20 protein-coding genes and 1 pseudogene are annotated in these 22,861 nt (G+C 63.9%); 17 read left to right on the top strand and 4 right to left on the bottom strand.

The genetic code is table 11. The features are described from left to right. Position 1: 1 nt before the first annotated feature. Both RR51_RS01700 and RR51_RS01695 read right to left on the bottom strand, forming a co-directional pair. Complete coding sequence (locus tag RR51_RS01700; RefSeq protein WP_039612444.1) at positions 2–811, bottom strand: rhodanese-like domain-containing protein; 810 nt, start codon at positions 809–811, stop codon at positions 2–4. Between the two features lie 44 nt (positions 812–855). Then, on the bottom strand, positions 856–2,391 hold the full coding sequence (locus RR51_RS01695) for an HDOD domain-containing protein (RefSeq protein ID WP_039612443.1): 1,536 nt from the start codon (positions 2,389–2,391) through the stop codon (positions 856–858). A 130-nt stretch (positions 2,392–2,521) separates the two neighbouring features. Between RR51_RS01695 and motA the strand changes: the two genes are divergently transcribed. Next, positions 2,522–3,373, top strand: a complete 852-nt coding sequence (gene motA, locus RR51_RS01690) for a flagellar motor stator protein MotA (RefSeq protein WP_015272014.1) — start codon at positions 2,522–2,524, stop codon at positions 3,371–3,373. Between the two features lie 3 nt (positions 3,374–3,376). Continuing rightward, complete coding sequence (motB, locus tag RR51_RS01685; RefSeq protein ID WP_013974445.1) at positions 3,377–4,390, top strand: flagellar motor protein MotB; 1,014 nt, start codon at positions 3,377–3,379, stop codon at positions 4,388–4,390. 174 nt (positions 4,391–4,564) lie between these two features. On the opposite strand, the gene rsgA is transcribed toward motB, so the two are convergent. Continuing rightward, positions 4,565–5,596, bottom strand: a complete 1,032-nt coding sequence (rsgA, locus tag RR51_RS01680) for a small ribosomal subunit biogenesis GTPase RsgA (protein ID WP_013974444.1) — start codon at positions 5,594–5,596, stop codon at positions 4,565–4,567. A 143-nt stretch (positions 5,597–5,739) separates the two neighbouring features. Between rsgA and orn the strand changes: the two genes are divergently transcribed. Beyond that, positions 5,740–6,282: an oligoribonuclease gene (gene orn / locus RR51_RS01675; RefSeq protein WP_003258152.1), complete on the top strand. Its 543-nt coding sequence runs from the start codon at positions 5,740–5,742 to the stop codon at positions 6,280–6,282. 100 nt (positions 6,283–6,382) lie between these two features. Next, entirely contained in the window at positions 6,383–6,994 is a 612-nt protein-coding gene (locus RR51_RS01670) for a trimeric intracellular cation channel family protein (RefSeq protein ID WP_013974442.1), read from the top strand. Between the two features lie 181 nt (positions 6,995–7,175). Here the strand turns inward: RR51_RS01670 and queG are convergent, their stop codons facing one another. Next, a complete protein-coding gene (queG, locus tag RR51_RS01665) occupies positions 7,176–8,240 on the bottom strand; it encodes a tRNA epoxyqueuosine(34) reductase QueG (RefSeq protein ID WP_039612442.1) in 1,065 nt (354 codons plus the stop codon). Positions 8,241–8,305: 65 nt separating this feature from the next. Here queG and RR51_RS01660 point away from each other — a divergent pair, with 65 nt between their 5' ends. From RR51_RS01660 to RR51_RS31845, 13 genes and pseudogenes are all read left to right on the top strand, one after another. After that, positions 8,306–9,166 carry an NAD(P)H-hydrate dehydratase gene (locus tag RR51_RS01660; protein WP_039612441.1) on the top strand — a complete coding sequence of 287 codons (861 nt, stop codon included), beginning with the start codon at positions 8,306–8,308 and terminating at the stop codon, positions 9,164–9,166. An 8-nt stretch (positions 9,167–9,174) separates the two neighbouring features. Then, entirely contained in the window at positions 9,175–9,627 is a 453-nt protein-coding gene (gene tsaE / locus RR51_RS01655) for a tRNA (adenosine(37)-N6)-threonylcarbamoyltransferase complex ATPase subunit type 1 TsaE (protein ID WP_374987852.1), read from the top strand. 11 nt (positions 9,628–9,638) lie between these two features. Beyond that, positions 9,639–11,069 (top strand): N-acetylmuramoyl-L-alanine amidase, encoded by a 1,431-nt coding sequence (locus RR51_RS01650; protein ID WP_039612439.1) that lies wholly within the window; start codon positions 9,639–9,641, stop codon positions 11,067–11,069. After that, positions 11,066–12,961: a DNA mismatch repair endonuclease MutL gene (mutL, locus tag RR51_RS01645; RefSeq protein ID WP_039612438.1), complete on the top strand. Its 1,896-nt coding sequence runs from the start codon at positions 11,066–11,068 to the stop codon at positions 12,959–12,961. The genes RR51_RS01650 and mutL overlap by 4 nt, the downstream gene beginning before the upstream one ends. Position 12,962: 1 nt before the next feature. Continuing rightward, positions 12,963–13,934 (top strand): tRNA (adenosine(37)-N6)-dimethylallyltransferase MiaA, encoded by a 972-nt coding sequence (gene miaA / locus RR51_RS01640; RefSeq protein WP_013974436.1) that lies wholly within the window; start codon positions 12,963–12,965, stop codon positions 13,932–13,934. Positions 13,935–14,028: 94 nt separating this feature from the next. Continuing rightward, positions 14,029–14,289 (top strand): RNA chaperone Hfq, encoded by a 261-nt coding sequence (gene hfq / locus RR51_RS01635; RefSeq protein WP_003258160.1) that lies wholly within the window; start codon positions 14,029–14,031, stop codon positions 14,287–14,289. Positions 14,290–14,301: 12 nt separating this feature from the next. Then, on the top strand, positions 14,302–15,603 hold the full coding sequence (hflX, locus tag RR51_RS01630; RefSeq protein WP_015272005.1) for a ribosome rescue GTPase HflX: 1,302 nt from the start codon (positions 14,302–14,304) through the stop codon (positions 15,601–15,603). A 96-nt stretch (positions 15,604–15,699) separates the two neighbouring features. Beyond that, positions 15,700–16,881 carry an FtsH protease activity modulator HflK gene (hflK, locus tag RR51_RS01625; RefSeq protein ID WP_039612437.1) on the top strand — a complete coding sequence of 394 codons (1,182 nt, stop codon included), beginning with the start codon at positions 15,700–15,702 and terminating at the stop codon, positions 16,879–16,881. Then, positions 16,881–17,750, top strand: coding sequence for a protease modulator HflC (hflC, locus tag RR51_RS01620; RefSeq protein WP_039612436.1), 870 nt, complete (start codon positions 16,881–16,883; stop codon positions 17,748–17,750). The genes hflK and hflC overlap by 1 nt, the downstream gene beginning before the upstream one ends. 301 nt (positions 17,751–18,051) lie before the next feature. After that, the gene (locus RR51_RS01615) at positions 18,052–19,239 is read left to right on the top strand and encodes an ATP phosphoribosyltransferase regulatory subunit (RefSeq protein WP_013974431.1); all 1,188 of its coding nucleotides are present in this window, start codon (positions 18,052–18,054) and stop codon (positions 19,237–19,239) included. 56 nt (positions 19,240–19,295) lie between these two features. Continuing rightward, positions 19,296–20,588: an adenylosuccinate synthase gene (locus RR51_RS01610; RefSeq protein WP_013974430.1), complete on the top strand. Its 1,293-nt coding sequence runs from the start codon at positions 19,296–19,298 to the stop codon at positions 20,586–20,588. A gap of 632 nt (positions 20,589–21,220) precedes the next feature. Then, positions 21,221–21,913: pseudogene (locus tag RR51_RS31850) on the top strand (methyl-accepting chemotaxis protein); the annotation flags it as partial. 21 nt (positions 21,914–21,934) lie between these two features. After that, on the top strand, positions 21,935–22,819 hold the full coding sequence (locus tag RR51_RS31845) for a methyl-accepting chemotaxis protein (protein WP_371034222.1): 885 nt from the start codon (positions 21,935–21,937) through the stop codon (positions 22,817–22,819). Positions 22,820–22,861: the final 42 nt, after the last annotated feature.

Genomic DNA, 22,861 nt, shown 5'->3' with positions numbered 1-22,861 from the left:
CTTAGACTTCTACAGGCGTGTCCGGGTGGTTGCCCCATTCGCTCCACGAGCCGGCGTAGGCCTTGACCCGTGGATAGCCGAGGGCCTTGGCCACCAGGTAGGTGAAACCGGAGCGACGGTGGGATTGGCAGTGGGTAATGACTTCCTTGTCAGGAGTGATGCCCAGTTTCTGCAGGACTTCGGCGATGTCCTTGCGTATGCGCAGGTGGTCATTGAGGTCCATGCCGGACGTCCACTCGAAGTTGATCGCGCCGGGAATGTGGCCGCCCCTGGCTGCCAGTACTTTCTCGCCGCGGAATTCCTGCGGGCCACGAGCATCCCAGATGACCAGATCTTCCGCGCCCAGGCGGCTTTGCAGGTACTCTCGGGTGGCTGTGGGTGCCGTGTCGATGCGCAGCTGCACGGGGGTATTAGCTCTGGCGGGCGCTTCGGTGGAGAGCTTGTCGGCCGGCCAAGCCTGGATGCCGCCGTTCAGGTAGTGATAGCGCTTGTGGCCGATCACATCGAGCAGCCAGATGAAGCGCCCGGCCCAGCCGCCACCTTCATCGTCGTACACCACATACACCGCATCCTCGCGGTGGCCGAGTTCACTGAACAGCTTCTCCAGATCGGCCTGGGCCGGCAGCAAGCCGGGCGCAGGCGGCTGGCCGAGCTGAGTACGCTTGCCTTCGACAAAGCGTGCGCCGGGGATATGCCCGCTGACATAGCGGTTGGCGCTGCTCAGGTCGACCAGGATCAGCTGTGGCGAATCCAGGCGCGGCAGCAGGTCCGCGGCTTCGATCACCAGGGGCAGGCCGGAAAAGTCAGTCATCCACGGTCTCCAGTGTGGAAAGAGGGGCGATTGTAGCGCAAGGCTCAGGCCTTGCGGTTGGCAAACACCGACAGCGCCCGTTCGGTGCACTGTGCGGTCTTGCCGAAGGCTTGCACGCTGATATCGGCCAGCGGCCGGCAGCCTTGGTCAGCCACCATCAGCATCAGCACCTGGTCCGCCACCGCCAGCGAGCGTAGCAGCACGTGCTCGCTGCGGAACAAGGCACGCAGCGGGGCCGGCAGCAGGGCCGAGAACTGGCTGTGGTTTTCCGGGGTGATACGCAATTGCCCGGCCTTGGCCAGCAGCTTTTGCAGCAGTTTGTTCTGCGCCACCGGCAGTACCAGCGCCCCGGCTTCCTTGGGCAGGCCGGCCATCTGCTGCACGCGCAGCTGGTCGTTGGCCTTGTCCAGGCTCAGCAGCAGTATCCGCTGCATGCCAGAGGCCAGAAGGGCCTCGATAACCTGCGTGGCCAGGTGCACGCTGTTGGTGAACGGGCTGGGCTGGGCCAGAAGGTCTTGGCACAGCTTGCGCCAGCGCGCCAGTTCGTCGCTTGTGGGAGGTGGCGGAGCCAGCATGTCTGGGTGCGGACGGCGCTGGTGCCAGGGCCAGATCAGCGCTTCGGCCGGGTGGAACAAGGCATGCTGGGCATGGCGGCGGGCGCTGGCCGCAGCCTGCTGGTGCACCTGCTGCTGCACGTCGTCCAGCGAGGTCTGCAGGTACAGTGCGGTCAGCAGCTGCCAGCGCAACAGGTGCGGGTTGTCCCAGCCCACTTGTGCCGCCAGGGCCAGGTTGTTTGCCAGCAGCACGGTGTTGGCCGGCTGGTTGAACCAGCGGCGCAGGCCAGGCTCGGCGTCCAGGCGGTGTTGCTGGCTGAGCAGGTCCGGGTCGCGGGCGATACTGAGCACCTGGGCCAGTTGTTCGCGCTCTTCCAGCAGTAGGCGGTAACCCTGGGTCACCCATTGTGGCAGGCGCCAGTACTCCGCCATGGTCTGGCACAGCTCCATGATGCGCACGCCAAACAGTTCTTCCTCGACATGGGCGGCGTCTTCGCCCTTGTGGATAACCCGCAGCTCCCAGGTATCGAGCAGCTTGGGGTAGGCCAGCGCCAGCGGCCAGAGTGGCGACAGGAACAACAGGCTGCCCCAGTGGATTTCCTGCCACAGCCGTGCCAGGCGGCTTGCGAACAGGCCGTTGGCCTGCTGCGAGGCGTGCTGGCTGATCAGCTGGAACTGGCACAGTACCGGCGGGATCTCTTCGACGGGCACTGCTGGCAGGCGCTTGAGCAGCTGTTCGCTGCGCTCCAGGCCCAGGCGGTTGAGGGCGACTTCCAGGCTTTCGGCGGGCTCGGCCAGGCTGGCATTGGTGGGGTGATTGGCTTCGCGCATCACCGACAGCACCAGCGCCGGGCTATCCTGCATCAGTTCGGCGATATCGCGCAGCGAGCGGCGGCTATCGTGGATGGCGGCCATGACCCGGTCGTAGCTGTGCTTCGGCACGGGGATGCGAACACTCTCGAGCAGCTTTACCCAGGCCTCTAGCGTACGTGGAGCCTGAGCGGGCACCTTGGTTTCAATTGGCATTTTGACATCAGTCCGAACTGGCTTTTCGCATTGAGTGGCTATAGTCTGGCGCAGTTCTGCCGATAAGTAGAAGAAGAGTTTTAAAGCTCCCGTCTCTTCCCCTGACCACGACAGCAAGTGCTTTGAACCTATGGCTAAAATTATCGGCATCATCGTCGTATTCGCGAGCGTGCTCGGCGGATACGTGCTTTCCCACGGCAAGATCGCGGCACTGATCCAGCCGTTCGAAGTACTGATCATCGGCGGTGCGGCCTTTGGTGCATTCCTGCAGGCCAACCCTGGCCACATGACCATGCACGTCATCAAGAAGTCGATGAAGATGTTCGGCTCGCGCTTCACTCACGCCTTCTACCTGGAAGTGCTGGGCCTGGTGTACGAAATTCTCAACAAGAGCCGGCGCGAAGGCATGATGGCCATCGAGGCCGATATCGAGGATGCCGCCGCCAGCCCGATCTTCGCCAAGTACCCGACGGTGCTGGCCGATGAGCGCATGACCGCGTTCGTCTGCGACTATCTGCGCATCATGTCCACCGGCAACATGGCCCCGCACGAACTCGAGGGCCTGTTCGACATGGAACTGCTGAGCATGAAGGAAGAATTGGAGCACCCGTCCCATGCGGTGACCGGCATCGCCGACGGCATGCCCGGCTTCGGTATCGTTGCGGCGGTACTGGGTATCGTGGTGACCATGGCCTCGCTCGGCGATGGCGACCAGGCCTCCATCGGCCTCCATGTGGGTGCGGCACTGGTGGGTACCTTCTTCGGTATTCTGGCGGCCTACGGTTTCTTCGGCCCGTTGGCCAAGTGCCTGGAGCACGATGCCAAGGAAGAGCTGAACCTCTACGAATCGATCAAGGCTTCGCTGGTGGCCTCGGCCTCGGGCATGCCGCCTTCGCTGGCGGTCGAGTTCGGGCGCAAGGTGCTGTACCCCAAGCACCGCCCAAGCTTCGCCGAACTGGAACAAGCGGTTCGCGGTCGCTGAGTCATGGAGAACAATCAGCCCATCATCGTCAAGCGCGTCAAGCGCTTTGGCGGCGGCCACCACGGCGGCGCCTGGAAAATCGCCTTCGCCGACTTCGCCACGGCGATGATGGCGTTCTTCCTGGTGCTGTGGCTGTTGTCCACGGCCACCCCGGAACAGAAGATCGCCATTGCCGGCTACTTCAAGGACCCGATCGGCTTCTCGGAAAGCGGAACGCCCTACGTCATCGACCTGGGCGGCTCGCCTCAGCTGGCGCCGGAAAAGACCATCAACCCCGAAGCCAAGTCGGAGCCGACGCCTGATACCAGCATTCAGCTGGACAAGGACCAGGTGGAGACCATGGCCGAGCAGGTCGAGCGTGAGCGTCTGGAGTTGCTGCTGCAGGAACTGCAGAACAAGGTGGAAGAGAACCCGCAACTGCAGAAGTTCAAGGACCAGATCCTGTTCGAGATCACCCAGGACGGCCTGCGGATCCAGATCATGGACGCCGAGAACCGGCCGATGTTCGACATTGGCAGCGCGCGCCTGCAGCCGTACTTCGAGGACATCCTGCTGGCGATGGCAGACACCATCAAGGCGGTGCCGAACAAGATCAGCATCAGTGGCCACACCGACGCCAAGCCCTATGCCGGCAGTGGCGAGTTCGGCAACTGGGAATTGTCGGCCAACCGCGCCAACGCCGCGCGCCGTGCACTGGTGGCCGGCGGCTACCCGGATGGCCAGGTGGCGCGGGTGGTGGGTTATGCCTCGTCGTCGCTGTTCGACCGCAAGGACCCGTTCAACCCGGTCAACCGCCGCATCGACATCATCGTGCTGACCAAAAAAGCCCAGCGCAATATCGAAGGCGAGCAGGGCGCGCCGGAAGCACCGGCTGCCGAGCCCGCGCCGCCGGCCGCTGCGGCACCGGCGGCGCCAGGGGAGGCCGGGCAGGCCCCCATGCAGCCGCGTGAATTGCGCCAGAAGCTGAACATCTTCGAAGAGGGGACGCTGAAGATGGATGAGGCCAAGGACCAGTAAACCTTGCAGGATCGCGCTGTAGCTGAAGCCAGCGCGTACCCTGTGGGAGCGGGCTTGCCCGCGAACACGGGCGAAGCCCGTGCCAACCACCGAGGTGCCTGCTTCGCGGGCACGCCCGCTCCCACAGGATTGGCGTAGCCCTCGAGTCTTGTGCAGAACCTGGGGTGCAAGCGGTCAGTAAGCGTCTTCCGGCAAACTGGCAATGATCGAGCGGTAGCTGTTCATCCGTTGCTGCTTTATACGCCCCTCGTCCAGCGCCTTGAGCAGCGCACAGCCTGGTTCGCGATCATGCTTGCAGTCGCGGAAGCGGCAGGTGCCGAACAGGTCGCGGAACTCGATGAAACCATCCTCCACATCACTGCGGCTGACATGACCCAGGCCGAACTCGCGGATGCCCGGCGAGTCGATCAGGTCGCCACCATTGGGGAAGTGGTACAGCCGCGCGGTGGTGGTGGTGTGGGTACCCTGGCCAGACCATTCCGACAGGTCGCCGACACGGGTGCCGGCCTCCGGCAGCAGGCTGTTGACCAGCGACGACTTGCCCACCCCCGACTGGCCGACGAACACGCTGATGTGGCCGTCGAGCATCTGCTGCAGGCGTTGCATGCCGTCACCGTGATGTGCCGAGACCTCGAGCAGCGGGTAGCCGAGCTCGCGGTAAACCTCCAGCAGCGCATGCAGGCCCGGGCCGTTCTCTTCGTTGATCAGGTCGGCCTTGTTCAGCAGCAGCAGCGGGCGAATGCCGGCGTGCTCCGCGGCCACCAGGTAACGGTCGATCAGGTTGGGGTGTGGTTCGGGCGCGGGGGCAAAGACGATCACGATCAGGTCGACGTTGGCCGCCACCGGCTTCAGCTGGCCGTGGTTGTTAGGCCGGCACAGCTCGGTGCTGCGCGGCATCTGCGCGACGATCACGCCAATGCCCTGGTTGCCCGCCCGCCATACCACACGGTCGCCGGTAACCAGCGCCGGCAGGTTGGCGCGCAAGTGGCAACGGAACACCTGGCCTGCGGCTTCGCCGTCCTGGGCTTCCACTTCTACCTGCACACCGAAGTGCGCAATCACCAGGCCCAACTGCTCTGGCCCAAGGTCGCCACCCTCCAGTTCCTGCAGCACGTGCTGTTCACGTTTGGCCGCACGCGCGGCGCGCTCGTTCTGGATTTTTTCGATGCGCCAGTTCTGGCGGCGATTGAGCTGGCGTTTGGCCATGAAGGTTCCGTGCGTGGGGGCAGGTTGAAAACGGCAGGCAGTTTAGCACGCCAGGCGCCGGACCATTTGGCTTACCTTCGCACTGTGAATGGGCGTGCCTTGGCCACTACGCTACTATGACGGCCTATACGAGGAGCCCCCGCATGCAAAACCCACAGAACCTGATCTGGATCGACCTGGAAATGACCGGCCTGGATCCGGACAGCGACGTCATCATCGAGATGGCCACCATCGTCACTGATAGCGAACTGAACACCCTGGCCGAAGGGCCGGTGATTGCCATCCACCACAGTGACGAAGTGCTGGCGCGCATGGACGAGTGGAACACCCGCACCCATGGCGCTTCGGGCCTGACCCAGCGCGTTCGCGAGAGCAAGGTCGGCATGGCCGAAGCCGAGGCGCAGACCATTGCCTTCCTCGAGCAGTGGGTACCGAAAGGCAAGTCCCCGATCTGTGGCAACAGCATCTGCCAGGACCGCCGTTTCCTGTACCGACACATGCGCAACCTGGAAAACTACTTCCATTACCGCAATCTCGATGTTTCGACCCTGAAGGAACTGGCTGCACGCTGGGCACCTGATGTGCGCGACAGCTTCAAGAAGGGCAACACCCACCTGGCGCTGGACGACATCCGCGAATCGATCGCCGAACTGCGCCACTATCGCGAGCACTTCATCAAGGTGTGAGCCGAAAAGGCGCAGATATTGTATCTGCGCCCTCTTTTGGTGCCATGGGCAACTGGTTAGACTGCGCGCCTTTCTCGCACGCCCGCACGGACCCCGCACCATGTTGTTGATGCTCTACCTCATCGCCATCACCGCCGAAGCCATGACCGGCGCGTTGTCTGCAGGCCGCCGCGGCATGGACTGGTTCGGCGTGGTGCTGATTGCCTGCGTCACCGCCCTGGGTGGCGGCTCGGTGCGTGACGTGCTTCTCGGGCATTACCCGCTGACCTGGGTGAAGCATCCTGAATATCTGGTGCTGACCAGCTGTGCGGCGCTGCTGACCATCTTCATCGCGCCAATGATGCGCCGCCTGCGCTCGTTGTTCCTGGTGCTCGATGCCCTGGGGTTGGTGGCCTTTACCCTGATCGGCTGCATGACTGCGCTGGAGATGGGGCAGGGCATGCTGGTGGCGTCGATCAGCGGGGTGATCACCGGGGTATTCGGCGGGATCCTGCGGGATATCTTCTGCAACGACATTCCCTTGGTGTTCCGCCGCGAGCTGTACGCCAGCGTGTCGTTTGCCGCGGCGTGGTTCTACCTGGGGTGCGTGTATTTCAAGGTGCCGGCGGAGCAGGCGATGCTGCTGACCTTGTTTGGCGGGTTCCTGGTGCGGTTGCTGGCGATTCGGTTCCATTGGGAAATGCCCAAGTTCCACTACAACGACCAGCAGTAGCCTTGACATGCGACCCCTGTGGGAGCGGCTTTAGCCGCGAACACCGGCGTAGCCGGTGCCATGCACCGCGTTGGATTCTTCGCGGCTAAAGCCGCTCCCACAGGGTACGAGGATCGCTTGCGAATTCAGTTATCTGTGCGATAACGCAGCCCAAAGGGCTGGGCAATCTACCTCAGGGGGGCTACGAAATGCCGTGCTGCGCCAGCGCCCACTCCACATGCTCCCTTACCAGCTCCGAGGCATCCTCGCGCCGCGCCTTCAGCGCTTCGATCACCGGGATTGTCGATGGCGCATTGCCAAGCCCCACCGCCAGGTTGCGCAACCAGCGCTCATACCCGGCCCGGCGCAATGGCCCGCCTTCGGTCTTGCGCAGGAAGGTCCTTTCATCCCACAGGAACATCTCCGCCAACTCGGCATTCTCCAGCCCGTGCCGTGGCTGGAAGTCCTGCTCCTGGCTGTGCCTGGCAAAGCGGTTCCACGGGCAGACGATCTGGCAGTCATCGCAACCGAACACCCGGTTGCCCATCTTCGAACGCAACTCGACGGGGATCGGCCCCCGCAGTTCGATGGTCAGGTAGGAGATGCAGCGCCGAGCATCCAGCACGTACGGCCCGACGAAGGCCTGGGTCGGGCAGATGTCCAGGCAGGCCTGGCAGCGCCCGCAATGTTCGCTGGTGGTGGCTTCGTCCACCGGCAGCGGCAGGTCGACGAAAAGCTCGGCGAGGAAGAAATAACTGCCCGCCTTGCGGTTGAGCAGCAGGGTGTTCTTGCCGATCCAGCCCAGCCCGGCCTGCTCGGCCAGGGCCTTTTCCAGCACAGGAGCGCTGTCGACGAAGGCGCGGTAGCCGAACGGGCCGATGGCTTCCTGAATGCGATCGGCCAGGAACTGCACGCGCTTGCGCACCAGCTTGTGGTAATCCCGGCCCAGGGCGTAGCGCGATACGTAGGCTTTTTCGGGCTGTGCCAGGCGCTGCGCCATCTGTGTGTCGCCCGGCAGGTAGTCCATGCGCAGCGATACCACGCGTACCGTGCCAGGGATCAGTTGCTCTGGGTGTGCACGCTTGCTGCCGTGGGCACCCAGGTAATCCATCTCGCCCTGGTAGCCGGCGTCGAGCCAGCGCTGCAAATGGTGTTCGTGTTCGCCAAGGTCTACCCCGGCGATGCCAACATGGGCAAAACCGAGTTCTTGGCCCCAAATCTTGATGGATTGGGCCAGTTGGGCGAGGTCAGGCGTACAGGCGGACATGGATGGGCAAGGCAATACGGGCTCAGGTGCGTATAATTCTGCCAGACATTGGAGCCTTTGACCCCATGCCGCAGACCAAACACCCCAGCCATACCCCTCAATTGCTCAGCAGCGTGACTGTCGCGCACCTGCCGGCACGGCATGCGCATGCCCATAAAGGCGACTTCGGCCATGTACTGGTGGTCGGTGGCGACCTCGGTACCGGCGGCGCGGTGCTGCTCAGTGCCGAGGCCGCCCTGCGCTGTGGCGCGGGGCTGGTCAGCGTGGCGACCCGGCCTGAACACGTGACTGCCAGCCTGGCGCGCCTGCCCGAGGTCATGTGCCTGGGCGCCACTTCGGCCAACCAGCTGATGGGCGTGCTGGAGCGCGCTTCGGTGCTGGTGGTCGGCCCAGGCCTGGGGCAGGCGGCCTGGGGTCGCAGCCTGCTGTCGGCGGTGGCCAATGCCGAGCGCCCACAGGTGTGGGACGCCGATGCCCTGAACTTGCTGGCGCGCACCCCGCTGGCCCTGCCCAGTGGCAGCATCCTTACCCCGCACCCAGGGGAGGCAGCGCGGCTGCTGGGCATTTCCACCGAGGCTGTACAGGCGGATCGCCCGGGCGCTGCACGCAAGCTGGCGCGGCGTTACAACAGCGTCTGCGTGCTCAAGGGGGCCGGCACTCTGGTAGCCGACCCGGCCGGGCAACTGCTGTTGTGCGAACGTGGCCACCCGGCCATGGCCGGTGCCGGCCTGGGCGATGTGCTGACCGGCGTGCTGGCGGCGCTGTTGGCCCAAGGCCTGGATGCCTGGCATGCCGCGGGGCTGGGGGTATGGCTGCACGCCTGTGCCGGCGAGCGTCTGGGCGTAAAAGGTAGAGGCCTGGCTGCCAGCGATCTGGCGCCGGTCATTCGTGAGTTGTTGGAGGAGCATTCTGCGTGTCTGGCTTAAACCTGTTTCTGGCCGATGAAGCGGCCACGGTCAAATTCGGCGCACAACTGGCCGAGGTGACCAGCGGTCACGGCGTGATTTTTCTGGAAGGTGACCTGGGCGCGGGCAAAACCACGCTGTCGCGTGGCCTGATTCGTGGCCTGGGCCATACTGGTGCAGTGAAAAGTCCGACCTTCACCGTAGTCGAGCCTTACGAGATCGGTGAGGTGCGGGCGTTCCATTTCGACCTGTATCGCCTGGTCGATCCGGAAGAGCTGGAGTTCATGGGCATTCGTGACTATTTCGAGGGCGACCCGCTGTGCCTGTTCGAATGGCCACAAAAGGGTGCGGGCGTTTTGCCAAAGCCCGACCTGACCATTACCATAAGCCCCCAAGCGGGCGGACGCTCGCTGAACCTTTCGCCGCAGGGGGCTCGCGGCGAGGCCTGGTGCGTGGCACTGGCCGAACACTATAAACAGTAAGTGGGGTAGGTATGCGCATACGCGCACTGGTCGCCATCGTTGGGCTGCTGCTGACAACGGTGACCGTTGACGCTCTGGCCGTCACTCAAGTCAAGAGCATGCGCCTGTGGCGCGCGCCGGACAACACGCGGCTGGTCTTCGACCTGTCTGGCCCCGTGCAGCACAGCGTCTTCACCCTGAGCGCACCTGATCGCCTGGTTATCGACATCAATGGCGCGACCTTGGCCGCGCCACTGAACGTGGCTACCTCCAATACGCCGATCAGCAGCGTGCGTTCGGCTCAGCGCACCCCGACCGACCTGCGCGTGGTGGTCGACCTGAAAAAGTCGGTCACCCCAAAAAGCTTCACCCTGGCGCCCAATGCCCAGTACGGCAACCGGCTGGTGGTCGACCTGTACGATCAGGAGGCTGACGCCATCGCGGCCAGCGCGCCGACTCCGGCCCCGACTCCGGCACCAACGCCTGCAACCACGCCAGCAGTACCGGTGACCCCGGCCCAGCCTGCCATCAAGCTGCCGCCGGTTCCCAACGGCAAGCGTGACATCGTGGTTGCCATCGACGCCGGTCACGGCGGCGAAGACCCGGGTGCGTCCGGCTCGCGTGGCCAGCATGAAAAAGACATCGTGCTGCAGATCGCCAAGGAACTGCAGCGCCAGATCAACAGCGAAAAAGGCTTCCGGGCCGAGCTGACCCGTACCGGCGACTACTTCATCCCACTGCGCAAGCGCACGGAAATCGCCCGCAAGAAGGGCGCCGACCTGTTCATCTCGATCCATGCCGACGCCGCGCCGTCCCGCGCCGCCTTTGGCGCCTCGGTGTTCGCATTGTCCGACCGCGGCGCTACCTCCGAGACCGCGCGCTGGCTGGCCGACACTGAAAACCGTTCCGACCTGATCGGTGGTGCCGGTAACGTCAGCCTCGACGACAAGGACCGCATGCTGGCCGGCGTGCTGCTCGACCTGTCGATGACCGCCACGCTCAGCTCCAGCCTCAATGTCGGGCAGAAGGTGCTGGGCAACATGGGCCGCATTACCTCCCTGCACAAGCAGCGGGTGGAACAGGCCGGCTTCATGGTGCTGAAGTCGCCGGATATTCCGTCGATCCTCGTTGAAACCGGGTTCATCTCGAACAACAACGAAGCTGCCAAGCTGGCCACCGCCAGCCATCAGCAGGCCCTGGCCCGTTCGATCCATACCGGTGTGCGCCAGTACTTCCAGCAGAACCCGCCGCCAGGCACCTACATCGCCTGGCTGCGCGATACCGGCAAGATCGCCGCTGGCCCGCGTGAGCACACGGTGCGCCCTGGCGAGACCCTGGCGATGCTTGCCGTTCGCTACCAGGTCAGCATCACCAGCCTGCGCAGCACCAACAGCCTCAAGACCGATGAGCTGAAGGTCGGCCAGCGCCTCGATATCCCTGCTACCACGTTGGCCTCGCAATGAGTGGCGGTTCGCGCATCCAGCTGCTCAGCCCGCGGCTGGCCAACCAGATTGCCGCCGGCGAGGTTGTCGAGCGGCCGGCCTCTGTCGCCAAAGAGTTGCTGGAGAACAGCCTGGACTCCGGCGCCCGGCGTATCGACGTGGAAGTTGAGCAGGGCGGGGTCAAGCTGCTGCGAGTGCGAGACGATGGCAGCGGCATCTCCGCCGACGACCTGCCGCTGGCCCTGGCCCGTCACGCCACCAGCAAGATCCGTGAGTTGGAGGATCTGGAAGGGGTCTTGAGCCTGGGCTTTCGTGGTGAGGCCCTGGCCTCGATCAGCTCGGTGGCGCGCCTGACCCTGACCTCGCGTACCGCCAGCGCTACCGAGGCCTGGCAGGTGGAAACCGAAGGCCGGGACATGACCCCGCGGGTGCAGCCGGCGGCGCACCCGGTGGGTACTTCGGTGGAAGTGCGCGACCTGTTCTTCAATACCCCGGCCCGGCGCAAGTTCCTCAAGGCCGAGAAAACCGAATTCGATCACCTGCAGGAAGTGATACGGCGCCTGGCGCTGGCGCGCTTCGATGTCGGCTTCCACCTGCGCCACAACGGCAAGAGCATCCTCAGCCTGCACGAGGCCCACGATGAAACCGCCCGTGCGCGGCGGGTGGGCGCCATCTGCGGCCCGGGCTTCATGGAGCAGGCGCTGCCGATCGACGTGGAACGCAACGGCCTGCGCCTTTGGGGCTGGGTCGGCCTGCCGACGTTCTCGCGCAGCCAGGCAGACCTGCAGTACTTCTTCGTCAACGGCCGTGCGGTGCGCGACAAGCTGGTCGCCCACGCCGTGCGCCAGGCCTACCGCGACGTGCTGTTCAATGGTCGGCACCCGACTTTTGTGCTGTTCCTGGAGCTGGAGCCCAACGGCGTCGACGTCAACGTGCACCCGACCAAGCACGAAGTGCGTTTCCGCGAGGGGCGCTCGGTGCACGACTTCTTGTATGGCACCCTGCATCGCGCCCTGGCCGATGTGCGTCCGGAAGACCAGTTGGCGGCGCCAGCTGCCGTACCCGAAGTGGTCCGCGCCACGGGCCAGCAGGCCGGTGAGTTCGGCCCCCAGGGCGAAATGCGCCTTGCCTCGCCGGTGCTCGAGCAGCCACGTGGCCCGCAGCAGTCATTCTCCAGCGGTGGTAGTGGTGCGGGTTACCAGTACCAGTACACGCCGCGCCCCTCGCAGCCGCTGCCGGCCGCCGAGGCGCAGGCGGTGTATCGCGAGTTCTACAAACCGCTGGATGAAGGCGCGGTGCCGACGACGCTGCCTGAAAGCCAGGGCGACATTCCCCCGCTGGGCTACGCGTTGGCGCAGCTCAAGGGTATCTACATCCTGGCCGAGAATGCCATTGGCCTGGTGCTGGTAGACATGCACGCCGCTCACGAGCGCATCATGTACGAGCGCCTCAAGGTGGCCATGGCCAGCGAGGGCCTCAGCGGCCAGCCGCTGCTGGTGCCCGAGACCCTGGCCCTGAGCCAGCGTGAAGCAGACTGCGCCGAAGAGCACGCGCAGTGGTTCCAACGGCTGGGTTTCGAACTGCAACGTCTGGGCCCCGAGACCTTGGCTATCCGCCAGATCCCGGCTTTGCTCAAGCAGGCCGAGGCCAACCGACTGGTGCAGGATGTGCTCGCCGACCTCATGGAATACGGCACCAGCGACCGTATCCAGGCGCACCTCAACGAGCTGCTCGGTACCATGGCCTGTCACGGTGCCGTGCGCGCCAACCGGCGCCTGGCGATCCCCGAGATGAACGCCCTGCTGCGTGACATGGAAAACACCGAGCGCAGCGGCCAGTGCAACCATGGTCGCCCCACCTGGACCCAGATGGGCCTGGACGACCTGGACAAACTCTTCCTGCGCGGTCGATGAAATGAGCGGCAAGCCCCCTGCAATATTCCTGATGGGCCCGACGGCGGCCGGCAAGACCGACCTGGCCATCGAGCTGACCAAAGTACTGCCGTGCGAGCTGATCAGCGTCGATTCGGCGCTGGTCTACCGCGGCATGGACATCGGTTCGGCCAAGCCCTCCAAAGAAATCCTCGCCGCCCACCCGCACCGGCTGATCGACATTCGCGACCCGGCCGAAAGCTATTCGGCTGCGCAGTTCCGTGCCGATGCCCTGGAGGCCATGGCCGAGATCACCGCGCGCGGCAAGATCCCGCTGCTGGTGGGCGGCACCATGCTCTATTACAAGGCGTTGATCGATGGCCTGGCCGACATGCCGGCGGCCGATGCCGCGGTGCGTGCCGAGCTGGAAGCCCAGGCCGAAGCGCTGGGGCTGGCCGAGTTGCACCGCCAGTTGGCCGAGGTTGACCCTGAGTCGGCGGCGCGTATCCACCCCAACGACCCGCAGCGATTAATCAGGGCGTTGGAGGTTTACCGGGTGAGTGGCGAGAGCATGACGGCACATCGACAGCGTCAATTCGCGGAAAGTCGCGGCGCAGACGCAGGCGCTGGCGGACATTTGCCCTATACTGTCGCGAGTTTGGCGATTGCTCCTACAGATCGTCACATTTTGCATCAGCGAATTGCGTTACGATTTTCACAGATGCTGGAACAGGGCTTCGTCGACGAGGTCCGATCGCTGCGAGCCAGAAGTGACTTGCACGCCGGGCTGCCGTCTATACGGGCAGTGGGGTATCGGCAGGTCTGGGATTACCTGGACGGCAAGCTGACTGAGAATGAGATGCGTGAACGCGGTATCATTGCCACCAGGCAGCTGGCCAAGCGGCAGTTCACCTGGTTGCGTGGCTGGCCTGAAGTACACTGGCTTGACAGCCTGGCCTGCGACAATCTGTCCCGCACCTTGAAATACCTTGGGGCCATCTCCATATTGAGCTGAGTCCCTGCTGATTGCCGTCTATTCTTGCGAAGGGGCGGCCTAATTTATCGATTTTCTTGATTTTCTATTATTTATCCTTACAGGAGTGCGGCATATGTCAAAAGGGCATTCGCTACAAGACCCTTACTTGAACACCTTGAGAAAAGAAAAGGTCCCGGTATCCATCTATCTGGTCAACGGCATCAAACTGCAGGGTTCGATCGAGTCGTTCGACCAGTTCGTGGTACTGCTGAAGAACACCGTCAGCCAGATGGTCTACAAGCACGCCATTTCGACCGTGGTTCCTGCCCGTCCGGTTCGTCTGCCAAGCCCGTCCGATTCCGAACACGGCGACAGCGAGCCAGGCAACGCCTGATAGGAGCCTGCATTGTTCTTTGAGCGCCACGGTGGTGGTGAGCGGGCGTTGCTCGTTCACTTGGAAGGTCAGAACCCTGAGGCGCGCGAAGACCCGCAGGAGTTTCAGGAGCTGGCATTGTCGGCCGGTGCCGACATCGTCTCGCTGGTCACGGTGGCAAGGCATCAGCCTTCCGCCAAATACCTGATTGGCAGTGGCAAGGTCGAAGAGTTGCACGACCTGGTCCATGCCGAGCAGGTAGACCTGGTGATTTTCAATCACACCCTCACGCCCAGTCAGGAGCGCAACCTCGAACGTGTGTTCGAGTGTCGTGTGCTCGACCGCACCGGGCTGATCCTCGATATTTTCGCCCAACGGGCGCGTACCCATGAAGGCAAGCTGCAGGTCGAACTGGCCCAGCTCGAGCACATGAGCACGCGGCTGGTGCGCGGCTGGACCCACCTTGAGCGACAGAAGGGTGGTATCGGCCTGCGCGGCCCGGGTGAAACCCAGCTGGAAACCGACCGCCGCCTGTTGCGGGTGCGCATTCGCCAGATCAAGTCACGCCTGGAGAAGGTGCGCAGCCAGCGCGAGCAGGCACGCCGCGGGCGCAAGCGTGCGGACATTCCGTCGGTATCGCTGGTGGGTTATACCAACGCCGGCAAGTCCACGCTGTTCAACGCCCTGACAGAATCCGAGGTGTATGCTGCGGACCAGCTGTTCGCCACCCTCGACCCGACCCTGCGCCGGCTCGAGCTGAACGACCTGGGGCCGATCGTGCTGGCCGACACCGTGGGCTTCATTCGCCACCTGCCGCACAAGCTGGTCGAGGCATTTCGGGCTACGCTCGAAGAGTCGAGCAACTCCGACTTGTTGCTGCATGTGATCGACGCCCATGAGCCGGAGCGCATGGAGCAGATCGAGCAGGTGCTGGCGGTGTTGGGCGAGATTGGTGCCGAAGGGTTGCCGATCCTCGAGGTGTATAACAAACTCGACTTGCTCGAAGATGTCGAGCCGCAGATCCAGCGCAATGCCGATGGCAAGCCGGAACGGGTCTGGGTATCGGCACGCGATGGGCGTGGCCTGGAGCTGGTCGGCCAGGCGATTGCCGAGTTGCTGGGGGATGATCTGTTTGTCGGTACCCTGTGTCTGGAGCAGCGTTTTGCCCGCTTGCGCGCGCAATTCTTTGCCTTGGGTGCCGTGCAGAGTGAAGAGCATGATGAAGAAGGGCGCAGCCTGCTGAGCGTGCGACTGCCCATGGTCGAACTGAATCGCCTGGTCAGCCGCGAAGGCATGGAGCCGCAAGTGTTTGTCGAGCAACACACTTTGCAATAAATGCTCGTCGAGGTCGCCGGGCAGCAGTGACAGGCATTCTGTAGCATTGGACGGCGCGCCGTGGGCGCGTCTTTGCTTTATCAGATGGAGAGCGCTATGGCTTGGAACGAGCCGGGTGGCAACTCGAACAATCAGGATCCCTGGGGCGGTCGCCGGAATGGCGGTGGCGGCGGTGGTGACAAGAAAGGTCCACCGGACCTGGACGAGGCCTTCCGCAAATTGCAGGACAGCCTGAACGGCATGTTCGGCAGCGGCAAGAAACGTGGCGGCAGCGACCGCAATATCGGCAAGGGCGGTGGCCTGGGCTTGCTGGGCATCGGCCTGGCGGTGCTGGCTGCAATCTGGCTGTACAGCGCGGTGTACGTGGTGGACGAGCAGGAGCAGGCCGTGGTGCTGCGCTTCGGCAAGTACTATGAGACGGTCGGTCCCGGCCTGAACATCTACTTCCCGCCGATCGATCGCAAGTACATGGAGAACGTCACGCGCGAGCGTGCCTATACCAAGCAGGGCCAGATGCTGACCGAAGACGAGAACATCGTCGAGGTACCGCTGACCGTCCAGTACAAGATCAGCAACCTGCAGGACTTCGTGCTCAACGTCGACCAGCCTGAGGTCAGCCTGCAGCACGCGACCGACAGTGCCTTGCGCCACGTGGTGGGTTCCACCTCGATGGACCAGGTGCTGACCGAAGGCCGTGAACAGATGGCCGTGGATATCCGCGAACGTCTGCAGCGTTTCCTCGATACTTACCGCACCGGTATCAGCGTTACCCAGGTCAACGTACAGAGCGCGGCAGCCCCGCGTGAAGTGCAGGAAGCCTTCGACGACGTGATCCGAGCCCGTGAAGACGAGCAGCGTGCCCGCAACCAGGCCGAGTCCTACGCCAATGGCGTGGTTCCGGAAGCCCGCGGTCAGGCCCAGCGCATCATCGAGGACGCCAACGGTTACCGCGACGAAGTCATTGCCCGCGCGAAGGGTGAGGCCGATCGCTTCACCAAGCTGGTCGCCGAGTACCGCAAGGCACCTGACGTGACCCGTCAGCGCCTGTACCTGGAGACCATGCAAGAGGTCTACAGCAATTCGAGCAAGGTCATGGTGGCAACCAAGGACGGGCAGAACAACCTGCTCTACCTGCCGCTGGACAAGATGGTCGAAGGCAGCCGCAACCCGTCCGCGCCGACCACCAGCGTGTCGCCATCGGTCAACGATGCGGCCGCCCGTGCGGCGCAGGACCTGCAACAGCAACAGCAGCCGCTGCGTACTAGGGAGAGCCGCTGATGAGCAACAGATCGCTGATCGCCCTGATCGCCGCCGTGGTCCTGGCCATCGTGGCCTGGAACAGCTTCTACATCGTGTCCCAGACCGAGCGTGCGGTATTGCTGCGCTTCGGTAAGGTAGTCCAGGCGGATGTACAGCCGGGCATGCACGTGAAGATTCCGTACGTGAACCAGGTGCGCAAGTTCGACGCCCGCCTGATGACCCTCGACGCCCCGACCCAGCGGTTCCTGACTCTGGAGAAGAAAGCGGTGATGGTCGACGCCTACGCCAAGTGGCGCGTCAAGGACGCCGAACGTTTCTACACCGCCACATCCGGCATGAAACAGATCGCCGACGAGCGTCTGTCGCGTCGTCTGGAAAGCGGCCTGCGTGACCAGTTCGGTAAACGTACCCTGCACGAAGTGGTTTCCGGTGAACGTGACGCGCTGATGGCTGACATCACTTCTTCACTGAACCGCATGGCCGCCAAGGAGCTGGGTATCGAGGTGGTCGACGTGCGCGTCAAGGCCATCGACCTGCCGAAGGAAGTTAACCGCAGCGTGTTCGATCGCATGAGCACCGAGCGTGAACGTGAAGCCCGTGAGCACCGCGCCAAGGGTAACGAGCTGGCTGAAGGTATCCGTGCCGATGCCGATCGTCAGCGCCGCGTACTGCTGGCTGAGGCCTATCGCGAAGCAGAGGAAACCCGCGGTGACGGCGATGCCCAGGCGGCTGCCATCTACGCCAAGGCCTACACCCAGGACGCTGATTTCTATGCGTTCTACCGTAGTCTGCAGGCGTACCGCGAGAGCTTCTCGAGCAAGAGCGACGTGCTGGTCCTGGATCCGAAGAACGAGTTCTTCCGCTTCCTGGACAAGAGCAGGCCGTGATGCTCAGGCCCTGATTTTCATGCAGCGGCGCCCCGCCTGGCAGCTAAAACGCCAGGCGGGGTGCATCCTGAATGAAAAGGGGTGTATGATGAGGCAGCCGGGAAATTTCCCGGCTTTTTTGCGTCTGCAAGGTTGATTGGCAAACCGCCAGTTGGCGGATTGGTCAGGTCGCAAGGCAATTCGAGGGTGTCGGGTACGGTGGCTGCGCTGGGATCAGTGCTGCCCGCTGCTGTGCGCGATACCGGCTTTACTGACGGCTCGCCTGCTGGCAAGCCGCCCGGACCAGAGGGGAAATGGCGTAATGGCAACGGTAGACCGCTGGCTGCTGCCAGATGGCATCGAGGAAGTACTGCCACCTGAGGCCGCGCGCATCGAGATCGCGCGCCGCCAGGTGTTGGACCTGTTCCAGAGTTGGGGCTACGAGCTGGTCGTCACCCCGCATATCGAGTACCTGGAGTCGCTGCTCACCGGCGCCGGCCAGGACCTGGATCAGCGCACCTTCAAGGTAGTAGACCCGCAGTCCGGTCGCCTGATGGGCTTCCGCGCCGACTTCACCCCGCAGGTGGCGCGCATTGACGCCCACACCCTGCGCCGTGAAGGCCCGAGCCGCCTGTGCTATGCCGGCAGCGTGCTGCACGCCCAGCCGCGTGCCCTGTCCACCTCGCGCAGCCCGATCCAGCTGGGTGCCGAGCTGTACGGCGATGCCAGCCCCACCAGCGATGTTGAAGTCATCAGCCTGATGCTTGCCACGCTGCAGCTGACCGATGTGCCGGATGTGCACATGGACCTGGGCCACGTCGGTATCTACCGCGGCCTGGCCCGTGCTGCCGGCCTGTCCGGCGCGGTCGAGCAGCAGCTGTTCGACGCGCTGCAGCGCAAGGCCGTTGATGAGGTTCAGGTGCTGACCGCCGACCTGCCGAAGGACCTGGGCAATATGCTGCGCGCGCTGGTGGAACTGTGCGGTGGTCGCGAAGTGCTGGCCGAAGCCCGCGTGCGCCTGGGCCGAGCCCCGGCCAGCGTGCTGGCGGCGCTGGACGACCTGCTGGCGATCGCCGATCGCCTGGCGTCGCGCTTCCCGGACCTGCCGCTGTACTTCGACCTCGGCGAGCTGCGCGGTTACCACTATCACACAGGCGTGGTGTTCGCCGTGTTCGTGCCGGGCGAAGGCCAATCGATCGCCCAGGGCGGGCGCTATGACGACATCGGCGCCGATTTCGGCCGGGCCCGCCCGGCCACCGGTTTCTCCACGGATTTGAAGACCCTGGTCACACTGGGGCGAGCGGAGGTCGTATTGCCAACTGGCGGCATCTGGATGCCGGACAGTGGCGACGCGGCCCTCTGGCAGCAAGTCTGCCAGTTGCGCAACGAGGGCCAGCGTGTGGTCCAGGCCCTGCCTGGCCAGCCGTTGAGTGCTGCTCTCGAGGCGGATTGTGATCGGCAATTGATTCAGCAAGACGGGCGCTGGCAGGTTCTGCCGCTGGCCCAGTGAGTTTCTGCGCCGGCAGTAGGCCGGCAACCAAGTTTGCGTGAATGAGGACCAATGTAATGGGTAAGAATGTCGTCGTCCTGGGCACCCAGTGGGGTGATGAGGGCAAAGGCAAGATCGTCGATCTGCTGACCGAACATGCTGCCGCCGTAGTGCGCTACCAGGGTGGCCACAACGCGGGTCACACCCTGGTGATCAACGGTGAAAAGACCGTTCTGCACCTGATTCCGTCCGGCATCCTGCGTGAAGGCGTACAGTGCCTGATCGGCAACGGCGTGGTCGTTGCCCCGGATGCCCTGATGCGTGAAATCACCAAGCTGGAAGAGAAGGGCGTACCGGTGCGCGAGCGTCTGCGCATCAGCCCGGCTGCACCGCTGATCCTGTCGTACCACGTTGCCCTGGACCAGGCCCGCGAAAAAGCCCGCGGCGAAGCCAAGATCGGCACCACCGGCCGTGGTATCGGCCCAGCCTACGAAGACAAGGTCGCACGCCGCGGCCTGCGCGTGGGCGACCTGTTCCACCGCGAGCGTTTCGCCGCCAAGCTGGGTGAGCTGCTGGACTACCACAACTTCCAGCTGGTGAACTACTACAAAGAGCCGGCCATCGACTTCCAGCAGACCCTGGACGAATGCATGGCCTACGCCGAACAGCTCAAGCCGATGATGCTCGACGTCACCGCCGAGCTGCACAACCTGCGTCGCGCTGGCAAGGACATCATGTTCGAAGGTGCCCAGGGCTCGCTGCTGGACATCGACCACGGTACCTACCCGTACGTCACCAGCTCCAACACCACCGCTGGCGGTATCTCCACTGGTTCTGGCGTTGGCCCGATGTACCTGGACTACATCCTGGGTATCACCAAGGCCTACACCACTCGCGTAGGTTCCGGTCCGTTCCCGACCGAACTGTTCGACGAGACTGGCGCTACCCTGGCCAAGCGTGGCCATGAGTTCGGCTCCACCACCGGCCGTGCGCGCCGTTGCGGCTGGTTCGATGCCGTGATCCTGCGTCGCGCCATCGACGTCAACAGCATCTCGGGCATCTGCCTGACCAAGCTGGACGTACTGGATGGCCTGGAAACCATCAACATCTGCGTTGGCTACAAGAACGAGAACGGTGCCGTCATCGACGCGCCTTCCGATGCCGACAGCTACATCGGCCTTGAGCCGGTGTACGAAGAGATGCCAGGCTGGAGCGAGTCGACCCTGGGCGTGAAAACCCTGGAAGAACTGCCAGCCAACGCTCGCGCCTACATCAAGCGCATCGAAGAGCTGATCGGCGCGCCGATCGACATCATCTCCACCGGCCCGGACCGCAACGAGACCATCGTGCTGCGTCATCCGTTCGCCTGATCTGCCTTCCAGGCTGATCTGACGCCGTGGCCCTGAAAGGGGCTGCGGCGTTTTCATTTGTGGGGTATGCCTGTCCCGGCCCTTTCGCGGGTAAACCCGCTCCCACAGGTCCTGCACAGTCCTCAGGACCTGCGCGGTCCATGTGGGAGCGGGTTCACCCGCGAAGAGGCCCGTGCGGGCAACCTCATTGCTAGACCTTGGCACATTTCCCTGCTGCCCCCGGCACAACCCTTGCTGTAAGAAGTTTCTGAAGATGCCATCAAAATAGTGGCGCCAGAAAACACGAGGGTTACACCGTGTCTGCCATCCTCTCACTGTTACGAAGCCGCCTTTTGCGGCCTGTGTTTGTTGCCCTTGGTATCGCTCTTTTGGTGCAGGTGCTGGTCGCCGTTGCGCTTACCCGAAGCACGGTCACCGCCCTGGAAGCCGACCTGGGTGAACGCCTGGGCAATGACAGCCGCCAACTCGCCAGTGAGTTGGAGCAAGCCGGGCAAGATGTGCGCTCAGGCCTCGACGGCCTCTCCAGCAGCACCCGCCAGCGCCTGAGTGCAGGTTTGTCGGCACGCCTGCAAAGCGAGCAGCAGCAGCTGCGCAGCACGCTGGAGAAGAACCTCAAGGACTCCGCCAACGATATGGCCGAGCTGCTGGCGTCGGTCGCACCGCGGGCGATCTGGGACAACGATGTGCCGGTGCTCTCCGACTTCGCGCGCCGCGCCCAGCGCAACCCCAACGTGCTGTTTGTGGTTTACGACGACGCTCAGGGCCAGCACCTTACCCGCTACCTGAACCGGCAGAACCCGATCAACCAGGCGTTGATGGAAAAAGGTCAGGGCGAGCGTGCGCTGGACAAGGTGATCGACGCGGCACGGCGGGACCCGGCGGTGTACTTCGTCGAGGCCTCGATCAGCCCCAATGGTGCGGAAATCGGCAAGGTGGTGATGGGTGTTTCCACGGCTGGCATCGACCAGGAGCTCAAGGCGCTCGACCAGCGCTTCGCCGCCCTTATCACCAGTGGCGAGCAACTGGTCGGTGACAGCCTGGTCGGTGCTGCGGCCGAGAGTGGCAACACCCTGCGCGAGCGTTTGGAAAAGGCCCAGGGCAGCGCCGCCGCGATGCAGGCCAATACAGCGCAGACGGTTCGCGATGCTGCTGCAGAGCTGCGTTGGCGCATCGGCCTGGGGCTGGTGCTGGTCGGCCTAGGGGTGCTGCTGGTGGTAGCCGTGGTGCTTGGCCGGCGGGTGTTGAGCAAGCTGCGCCTGCTGATCGCTGCACTCGACGACCTCGCTGCCGGTGAAGGCGACCTGACCAAGCGCGTGCTGCTCGACAGCCGCGATGAAATCGGCGACATGGCCTCGGCGGTGAACCGCTTTGTCGACAAGCTGCAGCCCATCGTGCGCGAGGCCGGCGAGGTGGCGCAGCGTACCGGCGTTGAGATTGGCGCAATGGCCCAGCGCAATGCCGGCGCCGATGCTGCCGCTGCGCTGCAACGCGATGAAGTGGCGGCCAGCCTGCGCGACCTGTCAAGCATGGCCGACGAGGCCCAGGCTGAAAGCCACGCGATGCAGGCAGCCCTGCAGCAGGTGGTGGATATCCGCCAGGCAACTGACGAGAACAGCCGCACATCAACCCAGCTAGCCGGTTTGATCGAGAACCTGGCCGGGCAGGTGGAGGCCGGCTCCCAGGTGATCGAGCGCCTAGCCAAGCAGAGCGAGCAGATCGAAGTGGTGCTGACGGTTATCCACGGCATCGCCGAACAGACCAACCTGCTGGCCTTGAACGCGGCCATCGAAGCCGCCCGTGCTGGCGAAACCGGGCGCGGATTTGCCGTGGTGGCCGATGAGGTGCGGGCGCTGGCGAGCAAGACGCAAAGTTCCACGGGTGATATCCAGGCGCATATCGCCGCGCTGCAGAAGGGCGCCAAGGAAGCCGTCGCCACCATCAGCCAGGCGGGTCTCAAGGCCAGCGAAGGCTTGCTGGTGCTGCGTGACAACGAGCGCCGCCAGCAGTCGGTGCAGGCAGCGGTGGAGCAGGTGCACGCAGCCATCGGCCTGGCCACCCGGGCGGCCGAGCAGCAGGCGAGCGGGGCGCAGGCAGTGCGTGGGCGTGTGGAGACTATCCATGCTCAGGCTGAGCGCTCGGCTGAAGTGGTGATGCAGACCACGGCCAGTAGCAAGGTGCTGGATGACTTGGCGGCGCAGTTGCGGGCTAGCCTTGGCCAATTCAGAGCCTGATGCGGTCCCTGTAGGAGCGGCCTTGTGTCGCGAAAGGGCTGC

Source organism: Pseudomonas sp. C5pp (assembly GCF_000814065.1).
GTDB lineage: Bacteria > Pseudomonadota > Gammaproteobacteria > Pseudomonadales > Pseudomonadaceae > Aquipseudomonas > Aquipseudomonas asiatica.
This window is presented reverse-complemented; position numbering and strand designations above follow the sequence as displayed.

Bases quoted from the DNA above. Each gene is read 5' to 3' on its own strand.
- RR51_RS01700 (WP_039612444.1), bottom strand. From the start codon at position 811: ATGACTGACTTTTCCGGCCTGCCCCTGGTGATCGAAGCCGCGGACCTG.
- RR51_RS01695 (WP_039612443.1), bottom strand. From the start codon at position 2,391: ATGCCAATTGAAACCAAGGTGCCCGCTCAGGCTCCACGTACGCTAGAG.
- motA (WP_015272014.1), top strand. From the start codon at position 2,522: ATGGCTAAAATTATCGGCATCATCGTCGTATTCGCGAGCGTGCTCGGC.
- motB (WP_013974445.1), top strand. From the start codon at position 3,377: ATGGAGAACAATCAGCCCATCATCGTCAAGCGCGTCAAGCGCTTTGGC.
- rsgA (WP_013974444.1), bottom strand. From the start codon at position 5,596: ATGGCCAAACGCCAGCTCAATCGCCGCCAGAACTGGCGCATCGAAAAA.
- orn (WP_003258152.1), top strand. From the start codon at position 5,740: ATGCAAAACCCACAGAACCTGATCTGGATCGACCTGGAAATGACCGGC.
- RR51_RS01670 (WP_013974442.1), top strand. From the start codon at position 6,383: ATGTTGTTGATGCTCTACCTCATCGCCATCACCGCCGAAGCCATGACC.
- queG (WP_039612442.1), bottom strand. From the start codon at position 8,240: ATGTCCGCCTGTACGCCTGACCTCGCCCAACTGGCCCAATCCATCAAG.
- RR51_RS01660 (WP_039612441.1), top strand. From the start codon at position 8,306: ATGCCGCAGACCAAACACCCCAGCCATACCCCTCAATTGCTCAGCAGC.
- RR51_RS01650 (WP_039612439.1), top strand. From the start codon at position 9,639: ATGCGCATACGCGCACTGGTCGCCATCGTTGGGCTGCTGCTGACAACG.
- mutL (WP_039612438.1), top strand. From the start codon at position 11,066: ATGAGTGGCGGTTCGCGCATCCAGCTGCTCAGCCCGCGGCTGGCCAAC.
- miaA (WP_013974436.1), top strand. From the start codon at position 12,963: ATGAGCGGCAAGCCCCCTGCAATATTCCTGATGGGCCCGACGGCGGCC.
- hfq (WP_003258160.1), top strand. From the start codon at position 14,029: ATGTCAAAAGGGCATTCGCTACAAGACCCTTACTTGAACACCTTGAGA.
- hflK (WP_039612437.1), top strand. From the start codon at position 15,700: ATGGCTTGGAACGAGCCGGGTGGCAACTCGAACAATCAGGATCCCTGG.
- hflC (WP_039612436.1), top strand. From the start codon at position 16,881: ATGAGCAACAGATCGCTGATCGCCCTGATCGCCGCCGTGGTCCTGGCC.
- RR51_RS01615 (WP_013974431.1), top strand. From the start codon at position 18,052: ATGGCAACGGTAGACCGCTGGCTGCTGCCAGATGGCATCGAGGAAGTA.
- RR51_RS01610 (WP_013974430.1), top strand. From the start codon at position 19,296: ATGGGTAAGAATGTCGTCGTCCTGGGCACCCAGTGGGGTGATGAGGGC.
- RR51_RS31845 (WP_371034222.1), top strand. From the start codon at position 21,935: ATGGCCTCGGCGGTGAACCGCTTTGTCGACAAGCTGCAGCCCATCGTG.